The sequence below is a fragment of the Streptomyces sp. Je 1-79 genome, assembly GCF_025195125.1.
Classification (GTDB): domain Bacteria; phylum Actinomycetota; class Actinomycetes; order Streptomycetales; family Streptomycetaceae; genus Streptomyces.
The window spans coordinates 47,621-63,759 of the sequence record NZ_JAMGSL010000015.1 but is presented as its reverse complement, the minus strand read 5'-3'; the positions used below and the strand labels follow the sequence as shown (position 1 = coordinate 63,759).

The 16,139-nt window shown below is 73.5% G+C and carries 19 protein-coding genes; 10 read left to right on the top strand and 9 right to left on the bottom strand.

Translation table 11 applies throughout. The annotated features are described in order from the left end of the window. Positions 1–28 precede the first annotated feature (28 nt). Genes M5362_RS27485 through M5362_RS27475 form a run of 3 tightly spaced genes read right to left on the bottom strand, consistent with a single transcriptional unit; the run spans position 29 to position 3,472 of the window. Entirely contained in the window at positions 29–1,531 is a 1,503-nt protein-coding gene (locus M5362_RS27485; protein ID WP_260230481.1) for a PTS transporter subunit EIIC, read from the bottom strand. 38 nt (positions 1,532–1,569) lie between these two features. Then, positions 1,570–2,505 carry an N-acetylmuramic acid 6-phosphate etherase gene (gene murQ / locus M5362_RS27480; protein WP_260230480.1) on the bottom strand — a complete coding sequence of 312 codons (936 nt, stop codon included), beginning with the start codon at positions 2,503–2,505 and terminating at the stop codon, positions 1,570–1,572. A 28-nt stretch (positions 2,506–2,533) separates the two neighbouring features. Then, positions 2,534–3,472 carry a MurR/RpiR family transcriptional regulator gene (locus M5362_RS27475; protein WP_260230479.1) on the bottom strand — a complete coding sequence of 313 codons (939 nt, stop codon included), beginning with the start codon at positions 3,470–3,472 and terminating at the stop codon, positions 2,534–2,536. A gap of 121 nt (positions 3,473–3,593) precedes the next feature. Between M5362_RS27475 and M5362_RS27470 the strand changes: the two genes are divergently transcribed. Together M5362_RS27470 and M5362_RS27465 are read left to right on the top strand one after the other, a co-directional pair. Then, positions 3,594–3,950 carry a hypothetical protein gene (locus tag M5362_RS27470; RefSeq protein WP_260230478.1) on the top strand — a complete coding sequence of 119 codons (357 nt, stop codon included), beginning with the start codon at positions 3,594–3,596 and terminating at the stop codon, positions 3,948–3,950. Next, entirely contained in the window at positions 3,947–4,216 is a 270-nt protein-coding gene (locus M5362_RS27465) for a DUF4031 domain-containing protein (protein WP_260230477.1), read from the top strand. Before M5362_RS27470 ends, M5362_RS27465 begins: the two co-directional genes overlap by 4 nt. Before the next feature lie 109 nt (positions 4,217–4,325). Here the strand turns inward: M5362_RS27465 and M5362_RS27460 are convergent, their stop codons facing one another. Beyond that, positions 4,326–5,543 (bottom strand): Cmx/CmrA family chloramphenicol efflux MFS transporter, encoded by a 1,218-nt coding sequence (locus tag M5362_RS27460; protein WP_260230615.1) that lies wholly within the window; start codon positions 5,541–5,543, stop codon positions 4,326–4,328. A 163-nt stretch (positions 5,544–5,706) separates the two neighbouring features. Next, on the bottom strand, positions 5,707–6,366 hold the full coding sequence (locus M5362_RS27455; RefSeq protein ID WP_260230476.1) for a hypothetical protein: 660 nt from the start codon (positions 6,364–6,366) through the stop codon (positions 5,707–5,709). A gap of 146 nt (positions 6,367–6,512) precedes the next feature. Here M5362_RS27455 and M5362_RS27450 point away from each other — a divergent pair, with 146 nt between their 5' ends. The 4 genes from M5362_RS27450 (at position 6,513) to M5362_RS27435 (ending at position 8,477) form a co-directional block, all read left to right on the top strand. Further along, entirely contained in the window at positions 6,513–6,788 is a 276-nt protein-coding gene (locus M5362_RS27450; RefSeq protein WP_260230475.1) for a hypothetical protein, read from the top strand. 125 nt (positions 6,789–6,913) lie between these two features. Next, positions 6,914–7,249: a DUF2087 domain-containing protein gene (locus M5362_RS27445; protein ID WP_260230474.1), complete on the top strand. Its 336-nt coding sequence runs from the start codon at positions 6,914–6,916 to the stop codon at positions 7,247–7,249. Beyond that, positions 7,246–7,890 carry a LysE family transporter gene (locus M5362_RS27440; RefSeq protein WP_260230472.1) on the top strand — a complete coding sequence of 215 codons (645 nt, stop codon included), beginning with the start codon at positions 7,246–7,248 and terminating at the stop codon, positions 7,888–7,890. The genes M5362_RS27445 and M5362_RS27440 overlap by 4 nt, the downstream gene beginning before the upstream one ends. A 47-nt stretch (positions 7,891–7,937) precedes the next feature. Then, a complete protein-coding gene (locus tag M5362_RS27435; RefSeq protein ID WP_260230471.1) occupies positions 7,938–8,477 on the top strand; it encodes a GNAT family N-acetyltransferase in 540 nt (179 codons plus the stop codon). A 57-nt stretch (positions 8,478–8,534) separates the two neighbouring features. On the opposite strand, the gene M5362_RS27430 is transcribed toward M5362_RS27435, so the two are convergent. The 3 genes from M5362_RS27430 to M5362_RS27420 all read right to left on the bottom strand — a co-directional run bounded on the left by M5362_RS27430 (position 8,535) and on the right by M5362_RS27420 (position 11,665). Beyond that, the gene (locus tag M5362_RS27430; RefSeq protein WP_260230470.1) at positions 8,535–8,840 is read right to left on the bottom strand and encodes a hypothetical protein; all 306 of its coding nucleotides are present in this window, start codon (positions 8,838–8,840) and stop codon (positions 8,535–8,537) included. Between the two features lie 118 nt (positions 8,841–8,958). Beyond that, complete coding sequence (locus M5362_RS27425; RefSeq protein WP_260230469.1) at positions 8,959–11,229, bottom strand: cation-translocating P-type ATPase; 2,271 nt, start codon at positions 11,227–11,229, stop codon at positions 8,959–8,961. Between the two features lie 148 nt (positions 11,230–11,377). Further along, complete coding sequence (locus tag M5362_RS27420) at positions 11,378–11,665, bottom strand: heavy-metal-associated domain-containing protein (protein WP_260230468.1); 288 nt, start codon at positions 11,663–11,665, stop codon at positions 11,378–11,380. 179 nt (positions 11,666–11,844) lie between these two features. On the opposite strand from M5362_RS27420, the gene M5362_RS27415 reads away from it, so the two are divergent. Both M5362_RS27415 and M5362_RS27410 read left to right on the top strand, forming a co-directional pair. Next, entirely contained in the window at positions 11,845–12,804 is a 960-nt protein-coding gene (locus tag M5362_RS27415; protein WP_260230467.1) for a hypothetical protein, read from the top strand. A gap of 51 nt (positions 12,805–12,855) precedes the next feature. Further along, on the top strand, positions 12,856–13,545 hold the full coding sequence (locus M5362_RS27410) for a copper homeostasis protein CutC (protein ID WP_260230466.1): 690 nt from the start codon (positions 12,856–12,858) through the stop codon (positions 13,543–13,545). Between the two features lie 86 nt (positions 13,546–13,631). On the opposite strand, the gene M5362_RS27405 is transcribed toward M5362_RS27410, so the two are convergent. After that, positions 13,632–14,369, bottom strand: a complete 738-nt coding sequence (locus tag M5362_RS27405; protein WP_260230465.1) for an SDR family oxidoreductase — start codon at positions 14,367–14,369, stop codon at positions 13,632–13,634. Between the two features lie 83 nt (positions 14,370–14,452). On the opposite strand from M5362_RS27405, the gene M5362_RS27400 reads away from it, so the two are divergent. Together M5362_RS27400 and M5362_RS27395 are read left to right on the top strand one after the other, a co-directional pair. Then, positions 14,453–15,322 carry an aminoglycoside phosphotransferase family protein gene (locus M5362_RS27400; RefSeq protein ID WP_260230464.1) on the top strand — a complete coding sequence of 290 codons (870 nt, stop codon included), beginning with the start codon at positions 14,453–14,455 and terminating at the stop codon, positions 15,320–15,322. A gap of 114 nt (positions 15,323–15,436) precedes the next feature. Next, entirely contained in the window at positions 15,437–16,129 is a 693-nt protein-coding gene (locus tag M5362_RS27395; RefSeq protein ID WP_260230463.1) for a triacylglycerol lipase, read from the top strand. Positions 16,130–16,139: the final 10 nt, after the last annotated feature.

The window sequence follows — 16,139 nt, the reverse complement described above, 5'->3', positions numbered from 1 at the left end:
CGGCACGACCCGCCCCTCCCACGCGGGGTCAGACCTTCACGGGCTCCGGGGTCTGCGGGGTCGCGGGGCCGCCCGCGGCGACCGGGGTCGCCGCCGGAGCCGTCACCGTGGCGCCCACCGGGTCCGTCTCCACGTCGAACTCCTCCAGGAGCCGGTCGCTGAAGCCCCAGAAGTACGTCGCCACGAAGCCCACCGCGTAGCCGACGAGCAGCCCGCCCGCGTAGATCGCGATCGTCTCGCCGAGGCCCTTGTTGCCGTCGAGCAGGGGGAAGAGCGCCCAGCCCGAGGGGCCGATGGCCGTGGAGCCGACCTTGTCGCCCAGCATGTTGAAGAGGCCGACGAAACCGCCGCCGAACGCGCCGCCGACGCAGGCCGTGACGAACGGGCGGCCCAGCGGGAGCGAGACGCCGTAGATCAGGGGCTCGCCCACGCCGAGGAAGCCGGCCGGGAGGGCGGACTTGATCGTGCGGCGGATGGAGCCGTTGCGGGGGAGCTTGAAGTAGACGGCGACCGCCGCGCCGACCTGGCCCGCGCCCGCCATCGCCAGGATCGGGAGCAGGACCGTGAAGCCCTGCTGCTCGATCAGCGTGGTGTGGATCGGGATGAGGGCCTGGTGCAGACCGAGCATCACCAGCGGCAGGAACAGGCCGCCGAGGACGAGGCCCGCGCCCGCGCCGGCGTGCGCGAGGAGCCAGTTGGCGAAGTCGCCGATCGCGGTGGAGATCTCACCGGCGACGAACATCAGGCCGAAGATCGTGACCAGCCCGGAGACCAGGACCGTGAGGGTCGGGGTGACCAGCACGTCGAGGGCCTCCGGCACCCAGCGGCGGCACCACTTCTCGACGTACACCGCGAGCACCGCCGCGCCCAGCGCGCCGAGCACACCGCCCTGTCCGGGCGACAGCGTCTGCCCGAACGCGTCGATCTTCGCGACGCCGGGGAAGACGATGATCGCCGCGACCGCGCCGCCCAGGATGGGCGTACCGCCGAACTCCTTCGCCGTGTTGAAGCCGACGAAGACCGCGATCAGCGCCATGAATCCGCTCGCCATCGCCGCGAGGGCGGGGGTCACGCCCGGCAGCCAACCCAGGTTGATCAGCAGGCCGTTGAGGCCGGCGATGATGCCGCAGCCGATGAGGGCGGGGATCAGCGGGACGAAGATGTTCGCGATCCTGCGCAGGAAGAGCTTGAAGGGGGTCTGGTTCTTCGCCTTCCGCGCCGCCCTGATCGCGGCTCCCTGGGCGGCGAGACCGTCCGCGGAGGGCCGGGGGGCGGCGGCCACCAGGGCCTCGAACTCCGGCGTCACGCGGGCGACCGTACCGGGGCCGAGCACGATCTGGTACGTGTCGTCCTCCACCACGCCCATGACGGCCGGCAGGGCCTTCAGGGCCTCGTCCTGGACGAGTGAGCGGTCCCGCAGAGCCAGCCGGAGCCGGGTCATGCAGTGGGCGACCGAGTCGATGTTCTCTGCGCCGCCGACGAGGGGGAGGATCGCGGCGGCGATGGCGCGGTTCTTGTCGTCTGTGCTCATGGTGCGGTGGTGCCTTGCTGTGCGGGGACGGGGGAGGTTCAGGGGGTGGTCTCGGCGTGCAGGGCGGCACGCAGGTGGCCCGCCGAGTCCGTCAGGCGCTGGTCGGCGGCCTTGGCATCGATGTCGGCGAGGATCATCAGGATCGCGGTCTTCACCTCGCCGTCCGCGGCGGCGAGGGCGGTCTCGATCTCCTCGTCCGGCGCGCCGGTGGCGAGGGCGACGATCCGCCGCGAGCGCGCCTGGAGCTTCTCGTTGGAGGCGCGGACGTCGACCATCAGGTTTCCGTACGTCTTGCCGAGCCGGATCATCGTGATCGTCGAGATCATGTTGAGCACGAGCTTCTGCGCCGTGCCCGCCTTCAGCCGCGTGGAGCCGGTGAGGAGCTCGGGGCCCGTGACGACCTCGATGCCGTGCTCGGCGGCGGCCGCGAGCGCGCTGTCCGCGTTGCAGGACAGGCCGATCGTCAACGCGCCTTCGGCGCGCGCGTGTTCGACGGCGCCGATGGCGTACGGAGTACGGCCCGAGGCGGAGATCCCGACCACCGTGTCGTCCGGGGTGAGGTGCAGCGCGTCGAGGTCGGCGGCGGCGAGTTCCGCCGAGTCCTCCGCGCCCTCGACCGCCTTCACCATCGCCGTCGGACCGCCCGCGATCAGGCCGACGACCTCGGAGGGGTCGGTGTTGAAGGTGGGCGGGCACTCGCTGGCGTCGAGGACGCCGAGCCGGCCGGCGGTGCCCGCGCCCGCGTAGATCAGCCGGCCTCCGCGTGCCATGCGGGCGGCGGTGGCGTCGATCGCGGCCGCGATGAGCGGCAGCTGCTCGGCGACGGCGGCCGGGACGGTCTGGTCCTCAGCGTTCATCGTGCGGGCGATGTCGAGCGTCGGGAGCTGGTCGATCTCCGCGAGCTCGGGACGGAACGCCTCGGTGGCGAGGGTGGCCAGCTGGGCGCGCAGTTCGGAGTACGTAGCAGAAGACACGTGCGGCTCTTTCGAGGGTTTCCCGGCTCTACCGGGTGCGGGGCGAGTGGCGGTGGGCCAGGGCTTCGTACGAGGCCGCGAGGGCAGGGGCCGCCGTCTCGTACGTACGTTGGGTGACGCAGGTGAACAGACAGTCCACGACCAGGAGTTGGCTGGTGCGGGACGACATGGCCGCGGGACGCAGTTCGCTCTCGCGGGCGGTGGAGGTGGTGAGGATGTGGTCGGCGTACTGCGAGACGGGCCCGTCCGGGCGGCCGGTGATCGCGACGGTGGTGGCGCCGTGGTCGAAGGCGACACGGAGGGGTTCTATGACGTCGCCGGTCGAGCCGGAGTGGGTGATGGCGATCGCGACGTCGCCGGAGCGGAGCTGTACGGCGTTGGTGACGGCGAGGTGCGGGTCGCTGTGCGCGTGCGCGATCAGGCCGATGCGGAGGAGCTTCTGGCCGAGGTCCTGGGCGACGAGGCCGGAGGCGCCGATGCCGTAGATGTCGATGCGGCGGGCGGCGGCGAGGGCGGCGACGGCGGCGCCGAGCTGGACGGTGTCCAGGCCGGCGGCGGTGTCGGCGAGGGTCTGCTGCTCGTCGTAGGCGAGCTTGGCGACGACGTCGGCGATCGGGTCGTCGACGGCGATGTCGGCGGTGACGGCGGGCGCGCGGCCGGACTGCTGCTGGGCGGCGAGGCCGGCGAGGGCGAGGCGGAGGTCGCGGTAGCCGGGGTAGCCGAGGAGGCGGGCGGTGCGGACGACGGTCGCCTCGCTGGTGCCGGTGAGCTCGGCGAGGCCGGTGACGGTGAGGGCGGCGCAGCCGGCCGGGTCCCCGGCGACGGCCTCGGCGACCCGCTGCATGGAGCGGGTCATGGAAGGAGCGAGGGTGCGCACCTTGGCCGCGAGGGCGGCCGGCGGCGGCGAGGACGGGGCCCCGGGCGCGGGCACCTGGCCGCTGAAACTTTCCTTCACGTCATCGGTCACACCTGAAAGATATTTTCGAGCATCGGGAGCGTCAAGACCCCATGGGTCCCGCAACGTCCCGGACCGGTCCCGGATGCGGAGGGACCTTCGCCTCCGCGGCTTGTCGGGTGACAATGTGTGCATGGACGACATCGACCCGCTGGAGCAGGCGCTGCACGCCGCTCGTGCCCTGGTCCTCGCCGATCTGGCGGCGCGGGACGTCGCCGCGGCCGAGGTCGTGTCGATGGTGGAGGACGCGGTGACCCATCGGCGCTGGTGGGTCGAGCAGTGGCCCGAGGGTGTGACGTACGTCGCCGGACTCGTCGCCCAGGACGTCCAGGACGCGCTGCTCGAACAGTACGGCCGCTGGCCCCTGTGCCCGGTCTGCGCCTCGGGCGACCCGCACGCGCTGGACGTCGAACCGGAACTCGGTCCGGACCCGCACTGGGTCTGCGGCAAGGCGGGAGTCGTGGTCGCCCCGGTGGGCGGCCTGCGGTGACCCTCTACATCGACCCACCGACCTGGCCCGGCCACGGCCGCATGTGGTCGCACCTGGTCAGCGACGTCTCGCACGAGGAGCTCCACGCCTTCGCCGCCAGGATCGGCGCCCCGCCCCGCGCTTTCGAGCGCGACCACTACGACATCCCGTCGGACCGCTACGCGGACGCGGTGGCGGCGGGCGCGGTCGAGGTCGGCTCGAAGGAACTGGTCCGCCGCATCACGGAAGCGGGCCTGCGCCGCCCGAAGGGACGACCGGCACCGTGACCCGGCGGGCGAGCGGCCGTGACCCGGCCGACGCCGTGAGTCTGCCGGGCCGGATACGACGAGGGCCCCCACCACCGGGTGGGGGCCCTCGCGTATCAGGTCCTGCCGGTCAGTCGGCCGTGCGGCAGGCGACGAGGTCGTCCTGGCGGGCGGGGGACGACGCGACGACGTGGCTGCTCGACGGGCGGCGGCTCAGCCGCAGCGCCAGCGCGACCGTCCCCAGGGCCACCGCCGTCATCGCCGCGCCCGCCCAGGCCGTCGAGGCGAAGCCGAGGTCCGCGTCGATGACCGTGCCGCCGAACCAGGGGCCCGCCGTGTTGCCCAGGTTGAAGGCCGCGGTCGTCGTGGCGCCCGCCAGGGTCGGGGCGGCGCCGGCGACGTTGAACATGCGGGCGTTGAGCGCGGGCGCCGTGTAGAAGGCCGAGACGCCGAGGAGGAAGGAGAGGACGATCACGGCGACCGGGCTGGAGGCGAAGAGGGCCAGGGCGGCCAGGAAGACCGTCGAGGCCGTGACGCCGCTGAGCAGGACCCCGAAGAGGTGGGCGTCGGCGACCCGGCCGCCGATCGTCGTACCGATCAGCGCGCCGATGCCGAAGAGGCCCAGGATCGCGGAGACCCAGCGGGCGTCGATCCCGGCCACGTCCGTGATGACCGGGGCGAGGTACGAGAACGCGCAGAAGACGCCGCCCGCCGCGAGCGCGGTGATCACGATCGCGAGCAGGACCTGCCGGTCGCGGTAGATCACCAGCTCCCGCTTGAGGCGGGGCTTGGTCGCGGGGACCGGGATGTGCGGGATGCGCGTCACCACGCCCACGAGCGCGATGGCCGAGGCCACGCCGACCGCCCAGAACGCGGAGCGCCAGCCGAGGTGCTCGCCCAGGAAGGCGCCCGCGGGGACACCGAGGACGTTGGCGATCGAGAGGCCGCCGATCATGACCGCCATCGCGCGGGCGCGCGAGCCGACCGGGACCATCGCGATGGCGACGGCCGCGCCGACCGCCCAGAAGCCCGCGCAGGCGAGCGCGCTCACGACGCGTGACGCGAAGAGCACGGCGTAGTTGGGCGCGAGCGCGCCGGCCACCTGGCCGAGGCCGAAGAGGGTGATCAGCGTGACGAGCGTCGTCTTGCGGGGGAGCTTCAGGGTCGCGACGGCCAGCAGCGGGGCGCCGACGACCATGCCTATCGCGAAGGCCGAGATCAGGAGGCCGGCGCGGGGGATGGAGACGTTCATGTCGTCGGCGATGGGTGGCAGGAGGCCGGACAGCATGAATTCGCTCGTGCCGAGCGCGAAGACGGAGAGGCCGAGGATGTAGACGGCCAGCGGCATGCGGGTGCTGGAGGAGGCGGTTTCGGGTGCGGTGCGCTCGGCGGAGGTTGACGGCATGACATGCGTCAACCTGGGGTTTGTGCCTGACATTCCCTCTGTGGCGGGTGTCTCGCGATGCGGACGGGGGGTGGGGAGGGGCCCGGAGTGGGAGGGGCCCGGAGCCTCAGGCCCCCAGCCCCGCCAGCTCCCCCTCCAGGTTCCGCCGTGCCCGTGACTCCCACGCCGCCGCCCCGTACGGCGTGCGGAAGAGCCGGGGCAGGGAGAGGAGCTGGCGCAGGACCGCCGCCCGGCCCTGGCGGAAGGCCTCGTCCGGGACGAAGGCGTACTCCTCGCGGACCGCGCGCACATACCCCCCGTACGTATGCTCGTCCGTCGCCAGGATCGCCAGGTCCGCGTCGCAGAGGATCTCGCCGTTGACGTCGCCCTCCGCCGGGTCGTGCGTGACCGTGAGGCGCACCAGGCGGGCCACCTCCGCCACCTCGTGGGGTGTGAGGCCCGCCTCCGTCAGCGCCTTCTCGGCCAGGTTCGCCGAGCGTTCCTCGTTCTCCGAGCGGTCCGGGCGGTAGACCGCGTCGTGGAACCACGCGGCCAGCCGGATCAGCTCCAGCTCGCCGCCCTCGCCGCCCATGTCGGCGAGTTCGTCGATGCGGTCGAGGACCGCCCGCAGGTGGTCGACCGTGTGGTACCTGCGCTGCGGCTCGGCCCAGCGTTCGAGCAGGTTCCGCCCGTACGGGGCGGGGTCCGGGCCCGCGTGGCCGGTGCGGGCGGCGCGCAGGGTGGCGTTCCAGCGCTGGATCAGGGCGGGGTCCGCGGATTCGGTCATGGAGGCATTCTGCCGCCCCGGGGTTCTGGAACGGGTGGATCCGTCCGTTGAGCCGGACGGACCTCGCCGCGGTGCGGTGCGCGCGGCGCGCTGCTCGACTGTGGAGTGGCGCATCACCCCTACAGCAGCAGAGAGCGGGTACCACCATGGCCGTCATCGTCACCGTCGAACTGCCGGGCGTCACGAAGGAGCAGTACGAGTCGGTCAACAAGAAGCTCTCCGCCACGACGTGGTGGCCGCCGGAGGGCTTCATCTCGCACGCGGGAGCGCCTGCGGAGGGCGGCTGGTTCGTGGTGGACCTGTGGGAGTCGGCGGAGGACTTCGAGGCCTTCGTGCAGCAGGCGGCGCCGATCTTCGCGGATTTCGGCGAGCGGGAGTTCCAGCCGACGTTCTACGGACCGGCGACCAGGATCACGGCCTAGCGGGGGCGCCGGCGTCGCGGCGGCGTCGCGTTCCCGGGGCCTGGGAACGCGCGCCCGGGCGCACGGCGCGGGGTACGGCGAAATTCCGTTGCCGGGCCGGGGCGCCGCGCGGCACGCTTCGGCGCATGACTTCCCACCCCGAGGCCTCCCCGGCTGCCCCGGCCTCCATGGCCTCCGTGGCGGACCTGTTCTCCGCCGAAGGCCGCCTGAAGGCGATCCCGCGCAGGGCTCCGCGCCGCGCGCAGCTCCTCGCCCACCTGGCCGAGACGCTCTTCGAGCCGGCCCGCTCCTACACCGAGCGCGAGGTCAACGAGGCGCTGCTCTCCGTCCACGAGGACTTCCCGGCCCTGCGCCGCTACCTCGTGACGGGCGGCGAGCTCTCCCGTACGAAGGACGGCGCCAGCTACCGCCGACAGCAGCAGCCCGGCTCCCCCGGAGGCGCGATCCCGTCTGTCGCGTGACCGCCGCGTTGGTGGCCGGCCTGGTCGCCGGCTACGGCATCGCGATCCCGGTCGGCGCGGTCGGCGCCTACCTCGTGGCGGTCACGGCGCGCACGAACTGGCGTACGGGAGCGGCCGCGGCGCTCGGCATCGCCGCGGCGGACGGGGTGTACGCCCTGATCGCGGTCCTGGGCGGCTCGGCGCTCGTACCGCTCCTCGCCCCGGTCATGGTCCCGCTGCGCTGGGTCTCGGCGGTGGTCCTCGTGGGCCTCGCCGCCCGCTCGGCGTGGACGGCCGTACGGGCCTACCGCGCGCGGGACCTCGCGAGCCGGGACGAGCGTGACAGTCCGCTCACCCCGCCGCGTGCCTTCCTCACGTTCCTGGGCATCACGATCCTGAACCCGATGACCGTGATCTACTTCGTGGCCCTGATCCTGGCGACGGGCCCCTCCGGTCCGTCATCACCCCTGGACCGTACGGTCTTCGTCCTGGCCGCCCTCGTCGCCTCCGCCAGCTGGCAGCTCTTCCTGGCCTCCGGGGGCGCTCTCCTCGGCCGGGGGCTGACGGGCCCCGGCGGGCGGCTCGCGACGGCGCTCGTGTCGAGCGCACTCATCGCGGGACTGGCCGTCCACCTCGTGAGCCCGGGGCTCGGCGGCCACTGAGGCGGACCGTCGGGTCCGGCCGGCGGGCCGCTCCGTACGATCGGCGCATGGATCCCGTCACCCTCCGGGCGGCCGCCACGCCGGCCGCTCCCGCTCTCCTGCTGCGTCCCTGGCACATGGACGACATCGCCGCGCTGGTCGAGGCGGCCGGAGACGCCGACCTGCGCCGGTGGACGAGTACGCCGGTGGACGACGCCGCCGGCGGCGCCCGGTACGTCGAGGTGCAGCAGCGGGGCTGGGAGACCGGCACCAGGCTCGCCTTCGCGGTCCTGGAGGACGGGCGGCTCGTCGGCCATGTGGCCCTCAAGGACGTGGCCCCGGGAGCCCAGGCGGCCGAGGTCGGCTACTGGACGGCGGCGCACGCGCGCGGCCGGGGCGTGGCGTCGCGCGCGCTGGAGGCGGTCACCGGCTGGGCGTTCGCCACGTTCGGGGCGGGCGGACTGAGGCGCCTCGAGCTCCTGCACCAGGTCGACAACCTCGGCTCGTGCAGGGTGGCGGAGAAGGGCGGCTACGGGTACGCCAGGACGCTGCCCGCCGCGCCGCCCGCCTACCCGCGCGACGGGCACCTGCACGTCCGGCACGCCTGACCCGCGAGCAACCCCGCCCGCGGCCCCGACCCCGCGCGGCCCCAGCTCCCCGCGGCCCTACCTCCGCCCGCGGCCTCGCCCTGCCGACAGGGCCGCGCCGGCGAGGATCGTGACAGCGGCGGCCGCGGTGAGTGCCCCGGCGGCCATGACGCCCTTGTGGGAGCGCCAGGACATGACGGACCACAGCGACTGGGCGGAGAGCAGCGAGCCGGCGCTCAGCCACGATCCGACGGATGCCACGGAGCCGGCGGAACCGATCGACCCGATGGACAGCACGGACCCGACGGATCCGACGGAGAGCACCGATCCCACGGACCCGATCGACAGCACGGAGTCCCGTGAGCAGAGGGAGAGACTGGACATACGCCGATCGTAGGCGCCGAGGCGCCGAGGCGTCGTGAAGCCGGGAACGCGAGCCGGTCGGTCGACGCGCACGACCGGCTCGCGTTCCTCGGCTCTCCGCAGGAATGTCGGCGGTGGCTCAGTGGTCGGCGGCCTGGAAGCCGCGCAGGCGCAGGCTGTTGCCGACCACGAAGACCGAGGAGAAGGCCATCGCCGCGCCCGCGATCATCGGGTTGAGCAGTCCGGCCGCCGCGAGCGGCAGGGCGGCCACGTTGTAGGCGAAGGCCCAGAAGAGGTTCGAGCGGATGGTGCCGAGCGTCCTGCGCGAGAGCCGGATCGCGTCGGAGGCCGCCCGCAGGTCTCCCCGTACGAGCGTCAGGTCGCCGGCCTCGATGGCGGCGTCCGTGCCGGTGCCCATCGCCAGGCCCAGGTCGGCCTGGGCGAGCGCGGCGGCGTCGTTCACGCCGTCGCCGACCATGGCGACCGAACGGCCCTCAGCCTGGAGCCGCTTGACGACGTCGACCTTGTCCTGCGGCATGACCTCGGCGATGACCTCGTCGATGCCGACCTCGGCGGCGACGGCCTCGGCCACGGCCTTGTTGTCACCGGTCAGCAGGATCGGGGTCAGGCCGAGGGCACGCAGCCGCCGGACGGCCTCGGGGCTGGTCTCCTTGACGGCGTCGGCGACCTCCAGGACCGCGCGGGCCTCCCCGTCCCAGGCGACCGCGATGGCGGTCCTGCCGGCCTTCTCCGCCGTGTCCTTCGCGGACTTGAGCTCCTCGGGCAGGGCCATCGCCCAGTCGTCGAGCAGCTTCTCCCGGCCGACGAGGACCGCGTGGCCCTCGACGACGCCCTGGACGCCGAGCCCGGGAACGTTGGCGAAGTCCTCGGGGGTGGGGAGCGTACCGACCCTGGCGGCGGCGCCGGTCGCGACGGCCTGGGCGATCGGGTGCTCGGAGGAGTGCTCCAGGGCGCCCGCGAGGCGCAGGACGTCGGTCTCGTCGACGCCGGCGGCGGTGTGGACCTTGATGAGGGTCATCCGGCCGGTGGTGACGGTGCCGGTCTTGTCGAGGACGATCGTGTCGACCTTGCGGGTGGTCTCCAGGACCTCGGGCCCCTTGATGAGGATGCCGAGCTGTGCGCCGCGGCCGGTGCCGACCATGAGCGCGGTCGGGGTGGCCAGGCCGAGGGCGCAGGGGCAGGCGATGATCAGTACGGCGACGGCGGCGGTGAACGCGGCCGTCAGCCCGGATCCGGTGCCCAGCCAGAAGCCGAGGGTGCCCAGCGCGAGGGCGATGACGATCGGCACGAAGACGGCCGAGATCCTGTCGGCGAGGCGCTGGGCGGCGGCCTTGCCGTTCTGGGCGTCCTCGACCAGCTTGGCCATCCGGGCCAGTTGGGTGTCGGCGCCGACACGGGTGGCCTCGACGACGAGCCGGCCGCCGGCGTTCAGGGTGGCGCCGGTGACGGAGTCGCCGACGGAGACCTCGACCGGCACGGACTCGCCCGTGAGCATGGAGGCGTCGACGGCGGAGGAGCCCTCGACGACGGTGCCGTCGGTGGCGATCTTCTCGCCGGGGCGGACCAGGAAGCGGTCCCCGACCTGGAGTTCGGCCGTCGGCACGGTCTCCTCGCGGCCTCCGCGCAGGACGGTGACCTCCTTGGCGCCGAGCTGCATGAGCGCCTTGAGGGCGGCGCCCGCCTTGCGCTTGGAGCGGGCCTCGAAGTAACGCCCGGCGAGGATGAAGGCGGTGACGCCGGCCGCGGCCTCCAGGTAGATGTTCCCGGCGCCGTCGGTGCGGGCGATCGTGAACTCGAAGGGGTGGGTCATGCCCGGCGTACCGGCGGTGCCGAAGAACAGCGCCCACAGGGACCACAGGAACGCGGCGATCGTGCCGACCGAGATCAGGGTGTCCATGGTGGCCGTGCCGTGCCGGGCGTTGGTCCAGGCGGCCTTGTGGAAGGGCCAGGCGGCGTAGACGACGACCGGCGCGGCGAGGGTGAGGCTGAGCCACTGCCAGTACTCGATCTGGAGCGCCGGGACCATGGCCATCGCGACGACGGGGACGGCGAGGGCGACGGCGGTGATCAGCCGCTGCCTGAGGGGCCGGAGCTCTTCGTCGGCCGACTCCTCGTCGGTGGGTCCGCCCTCGCCGCCGGACCCCGTCTTCGGGGGAGCGGGCTCCTCGGCGGTGTAGCCGGTGGCCTCGACGGTGGCGATCAGGTCGGCGACGGAGATGTCGGCGTCGGCGTCGAAGGTGACCTTCGCCTTCTCGGTGGCGTAGTTGACGGTGGCCTCGACCCCGTCCATCCGGTTGAGCTTCTTCTCGATGCGGGCCGCGCACGAGGCGCAGGTCATGCCGCCGATGGCGAGTTCGACCTGGGCGGCGCCCGGAATGCTCGTTGTCACTTCCTGCTCCTCGGTATCGCGGGACTCGGGGGCCGGGGCCCATGGACGGACGGGCCCCGGCGGCCGGGGGCGGGGGCTCGGGCCGGACGGGCCCCGGCGGCCGGGGTGGGGCTCGGGCCGGACGGTCAGGCGCGGTCGGTGATGACGGTCAGGCGCGGCCGGTGAGCCGGTAGCCGGCGTCGTCGACGGCGGCGGAGACCACTGCGTCGTCGGGCGCGCCGCCGGAGACCACGGTCACCAGGCCGCCGGTGACGTCGACGTCCACGGAGACGACTCCGTCGAGCGCGGAGACGGCGTCGGTGATCGCGGTCCTGCAGTGTCCGCAGGTCATGCCCGAGACCGCGTAGACCGTGGTGGTGCTGTCCGCGACGGCGACGGTGGTCGCCCCACCGGCCTCGGTCGAGCAGCTGCCGCCGGGAGTACAGCAGGAACCCATGTCTTCTCTCCTCGCTCGGGGATACCCTAGGGGGGTATCCCTCTCTCTCCATGTATACCCTCATGAGGTATGCCCCGCAAGCCCCTCCTCGGCTTGACTTGATACCCCCCAGGGGTATCGTGAAAGGCATCGAACGGTTGAAGAGCATCGAACGGTTACTCACGTACGGGAGAGCTGCCATGAACACCGGAGTGAAGATCACCGCCTTCGCCGCCGCGCTCGCCGCGACCTTCGGCACCGCGTACGGGGTCGGCCAGGGCGTCGGGCCCGTGGGGGAGCCGGTCGAGGCCGCGCACGCGGAGCACGCGGCCGCCGTTGAGCCGGACGGCGGCGACGGGCGCGCCGGACACGAGGAGAGCGCCGTGAACACGCCCGCCGCCGGCGGCCTCCAGGTCTCCGCGGGCGGCTACACGCTGGCGATGGAGACGCCGAAGCCGGCCCAGGGAAAGAGCGTGCTGAAGTTCTCGGTCAAGGACGCGAAGGGAGAGAACCTCACCTCGTACGCCACCGAGCACGGCAAGGAGCTGCACTTCATCGTGGCCTCGCGGGACCTCACGGTCTACCGCCACCTGCACCCCGTGCGCGCGGCCGACGGGACCTGGTCGACGCCGGTCGACCTGCCGGACGCGGGCGGCTACAAGGCCTTCGCCGACTTCAGGCCCGCGGGGAAGAACGCCAAGGGCGTCACGCTGGGCGGGGACCTGTCCGTGCCCGGCGCGTACGCGCCCCGGCCGCTGCCGGCCGCCGCGACGACCGCGACCGTCGACGGCTACGAGGTCGGGCTGGGCGGCGGCCTGGCTCCCGGCAGGGCGGGCGAGTTGAAGCTCACCGTCAGCAAGGGCGGAAAGCCGGTCGCCGACCTGGAGCCGTACCTCGGCGCGTACGGCCATCTCGTCGCCCTGCGCGACGGAGACCTGGCCTACCTGCACGTCCACCCGAACGAGGGCGGCCCCGGCCCGGAGGTCTCCTTCACGGCGACGGCGCCGAGCGCGGGGACGTACCGGCTGTTCCTCGACTTCCGGCACGAGGGGAAGGTGCGGACGGCGGCGTTCACGGTGCACGCGGGAGCCGGACACGCGACCGCCCCGGCGCCCACCGGCACCGCCACGCACGATGCGGGAGGCCACGAGCACGGCTAGGGTGGTCAATGGACTAGACCTGTAGTCGTCTTTCGTGGAGGAATGGGCTCGATGAGCAACCGTGCAGTCCTTGAGGTGATCGCCCTCGACGAGGAGGACGCGGTCGCCGCCCAGGCCGGTGGGGCGGACCGCCTAGAGCTGGTCACCGACATAGCGGCCGACGGGCTCACCCCGTCGCGGACCTGCTTCGCCGCGATCCGGGCCGCCGTGGACATCCCGCTGCGCGTGATGCTCAGGCTGACGGACGGCTTCGCGGCGGGCGACATCGACCGGCTGGTGGCGCGGGCGACGGAGCTGCGGGAGGCGGGCGCGGAGGAGTTCGTGTTCGGCTTCCTGACGGCGGACGGCGACCCGGACCTGGTGGCGGTGGAGCGGCTGATCGCCGTCCTGGACGGCTGCCGCTGGACCTTCCACCGGGCGATCGACCGGGCGGGTGACCGCGACGCGCTGCGCAAGCAGCTCGCGGACCTGCCGGGCCTCGACACGTACCTCACGGCGGGCGCGGCGACCGGCGTCGACGACGGCCTCGCCGTCCTGGAGGCCGAGACGGCGCGTTCGGGCGAGCCGGGCTACGAGCCCCGGATCCTGGTCGGCGGCGGCCTGCGCCTGGACCACCTGCCGCGGCTCAGGGCGGCGGGCCTCGACGCCTTCCACATCGGCGGCGCGGCCCGCCCGAACGGCTGGAAGGCCCCGGTCTCCCCGGACGCGGTCCGTGTCTGGCGCGAGGCGCTGGACGCGTAACCGCCTTCCGCCTACCCCGCGTGGTGGGTCTCCGCCTCGCCGGCGCCCCTGGACTTCGTCCGGGGGCCGACCAGCGGAAGCCTGGGTCAGCGGCCGCCCGCGACCCTCAGGATCGTGCCCGTCGCGTACGACGCGTCCTCGGACAGCAGCCACGCCACCGCCGCCGCGATCTCGTCGGGGCGGCCCGGGCGGCCCAGGGGGGTGGTGAGGGCCGCCTTCGCCGGGCGGTCCGGGTCGCCCATCGCCGCGTGCATGTCGGTCTCCACGACGCCCGGAGCCACCGCGTTGACCCGGATGCCGTCCGGACCCAGCTCCTTGGAGAGGCCCAGGGTCAGCGCGTCGGTCGCCGCCTTCGTCGCCGCGTAGTGCACGTACTCGCCGGGGCTGCCGAGCGTCGCGGCGGCGGAGGAGATGTTCACGATCGCCCCGCCCCCGCGCCCCGCCATGTCCCGCGCGGCACGGCGGCAACACAGCAGGTAGCCCAGGAGGTTGACCTCCACCACCCGGCGCAGGTTCTCCGTCGTGGCGTCCGCCAGGCGTCCCAGCGGGCCCGTCACGCCCGCGTTGTTCACCAGGCCCGTCACCGGCCCCAGTTCGGCCTCGGCCGTGTCGAACAGCCGCTCCACGTCCGCCTCGACCGACGTGTCCGCCCGGACCACGACGCACCGGGCCCCCGCCGCCCGGACCGCGGCCGCCGTCTCCTCGGCGGCGGCGGCGTCGCGGACGTAGCCGAGCACCAGGTCGTGACCCTCGGCGGCCAGTCGTACGCAGGTCGCCGCGCCGATCCCACGGCTTCCGCCGGTGACGACGGTCGTTCGGGACATCGTGTTCCACCCTTCTCGCGGTCGCGCCGCACCCACCGTAATTCGATCGCCCGGCGAGCGGCGCGCCGACTAGCCTTCCGGGCATGGTCGACCTCGTGCGCAGGCTCATCGCCGCCCAGTTCCCGCAGTGGGCGGAGCTGCCCGTCACGCGCGTGCCGTCGGCCGGCACGGACAACGACATGTACCGCCTCGGCGACGCCATGGCGGTCCGGCTGCCCAGGACCGCCGGCACCGCCGGGGGCGTGGCCAAGGAGCAGCGCTGGCTGCCGCACCTCGCCCCGCACCTCCCGCTGCCGGTGCCCGTGCCGCTGGGCAAGGGCGTCCCGGGAGAGGGCTTCGACCTGCCCTGGTCGGTGTACGGCTGGCTCGACGGCGCCAACGCCTTCGACGAGCCGGTCGCCGATCTCGCCCACGCCGCCGTGGAGTTGGGCCGCTTCGGCGTCGCCCTGCGGAGCGTGGACGCCACCGGCGGCCCGCGGTCCTTCCGGGGCGGCCACGTCACCGAGTGGACGGGCGACCACATCGGCACCGCCGTCCGCGACCTCGGCGCCGACGGTACGGTCGACGGCGCCGCCGCGGCCGAGGCGTGGGAGTCGGTGCTGCGCCTGCCGCAGTGGGAGGGCGACCCGGTCTGGATCCACGGCGACCTGCTGCCCGGAAACCTGCTGACCCGGGACGGCCGGCTCAGCGCCGTCATCGACTTCGGCGCCGTCGGCACCGGCGACCCGGCCTGCGACATGATGGCCGCCTGGACGCTCCTCACCGCGGAGACCCGTCCGCTGTTCCGCGAGGCCGCCCGGGTCGACGACGCGACCTGGGCCCGCGGCCGCGGCTGGGCCCTGGGCTGGGGCCTGGTGACGGAGCACTACTACCGGGGCGTCAACCCTGTCCTCGCCGCCGTGGCCCACCGCTCGTGGACCGAGGCGCTTCCCGAGTTCGCCTCCGGCGGGTGAGGTTCGCGCACATGTGGTCGCGCACGTGAGGTTCGCGCACGGGGCTGTTCATCGCGGCCCCCAGGCCCCACCATGCCCCTGACTACTCGTGCGTAACACCTGTTAGGGGGAAGCGTGTTGGGGATTCACGTCAGGATCGTCGCGCTGTTCGCCGTCGTCGCCTCGCTGCTCCTCCCGGCCGCGGGCGCCCAGGCCCGGGAGGCCGCGGCCGCCCGCACCCCCGTCGTCCTCGTCCACGGGTACAACGCGGGCCCCGGCGTCTGGGGCGGCCTGCGCGAGGACCTCAGGGCCGACGGGTACACCGACGCCGAGCTGTTCTCCTTCGGTTACGACACCCACCGGTCCGTGAACGAGGTCATCGCCGGTGAACTCGCCGCGTACGTCGAGGACGTCAAGCGGCGGACCGGCGCGAGCCGGGTGGACCTCGTCTCCCACTCCTTCGGCAGCCTCGTCACCCGCTGGTACGTGAAGTTCGACGGCGCCGGACGGTCGTCCGTCGGCCACTGGGTCTCGCTCGCCGGCCCCAACCACGGCACGAGCACCGCCTGGGCCTGCGCGCTGTGGGACCAGGCCTGCCGCGACATGACCCCGGGCTCCTACGTCCAGAAGAGGCTCGCCGAGGGCGACGAGACCCCCGGCGACGTGCGCTACGCCACGTGGTGGTCGAACTGCGACGAGGTCGTCAACCCCGACAACAGCGTGCCCCTGACCGGGGCGGCCAACAACGCCGCCGGCTGCCTCGACCACAACGCCCTGCTCGGCGACGACGGTGTGTCCCAGGGGGTCAGGGCGTTCCTGAGGTCCTGAACCCCCGCGC

Excerpts from the sequence above, each read along its gene's own strand:
- M5362_RS27485 (WP_260230481.1), bottom strand. The coding sequence starts at position 1,531 with ATGAGCACAGACGACAAGAACCGCGCCATCGCCGCCGCGATCCTCCCC.
- M5362_RS27470 (WP_260230478.1), top strand. The coding sequence starts at position 3,594 with ATGGACGACATCGACCCGCTGGAGCAGGCGCTGCACGCCGCTCGTGCC.
- M5362_RS27460 (WP_260230615.1), bottom strand. The coding sequence starts at position 5,543 with ATGCCGCTGGCCGTCTACATCCTCGGCCTCTCCGTCTTCGCGCTCGGC.
- M5362_RS27455 (WP_260230476.1), bottom strand. The coding sequence starts at position 6,366 with ATGACCGAATCCGCGGACCCCGCCCTGATCCAGCGCTGGAACGCCACC.
- M5362_RS27450 (WP_260230475.1), top strand. The coding sequence starts at position 6,513 with ATGGCCGTCATCGTCACCGTCGAACTGCCGGGCGTCACGAAGGAGCAG.
- M5362_RS27445 (WP_260230474.1), top strand. The coding sequence starts at position 6,914 with ATGACTTCCCACCCCGAGGCCTCCCCGGCTGCCCCGGCCTCCATGGCC.
- M5362_RS27435 (WP_260230471.1), top strand. The coding sequence starts at position 7,938 with ATGGATCCCGTCACCCTCCGGGCGGCCGCCACGCCGGCCGCTCCCGCT.
- M5362_RS27430 (WP_260230470.1), bottom strand. The coding sequence starts at position 8,840 with ATGTCCAGTCTCTCCCTCTGCTCACGGGACTCCGTGCTGTCGATCGGG.
- M5362_RS27420 (WP_260230468.1), bottom strand. The coding sequence starts at position 11,665 with ATGGGTTCCTGCTGTACTCCCGGCGGCAGCTGCTCGACCGAGGCCGGT.
- M5362_RS27415 (WP_260230467.1), top strand. The coding sequence starts at position 11,845 with ATGAACACCGGAGTGAAGATCACCGCCTTCGCCGCCGCGCTCGCCGCG.
- M5362_RS27410 (WP_260230466.1), top strand. The coding sequence starts at position 12,856 with ATGAGCAACCGTGCAGTCCTTGAGGTGATCGCCCTCGACGAGGAGGAC.
- M5362_RS27405 (WP_260230465.1), bottom strand. The coding sequence starts at position 14,369 with ATGTCCCGAACGACCGTCGTCACCGGCGGAAGCCGTGGGATCGGCGCG.
- M5362_RS27400 (WP_260230464.1), top strand. The coding sequence starts at position 14,453 with ATGGTCGACCTCGTGCGCAGGCTCATCGCCGCCCAGTTCCCGCAGTGG.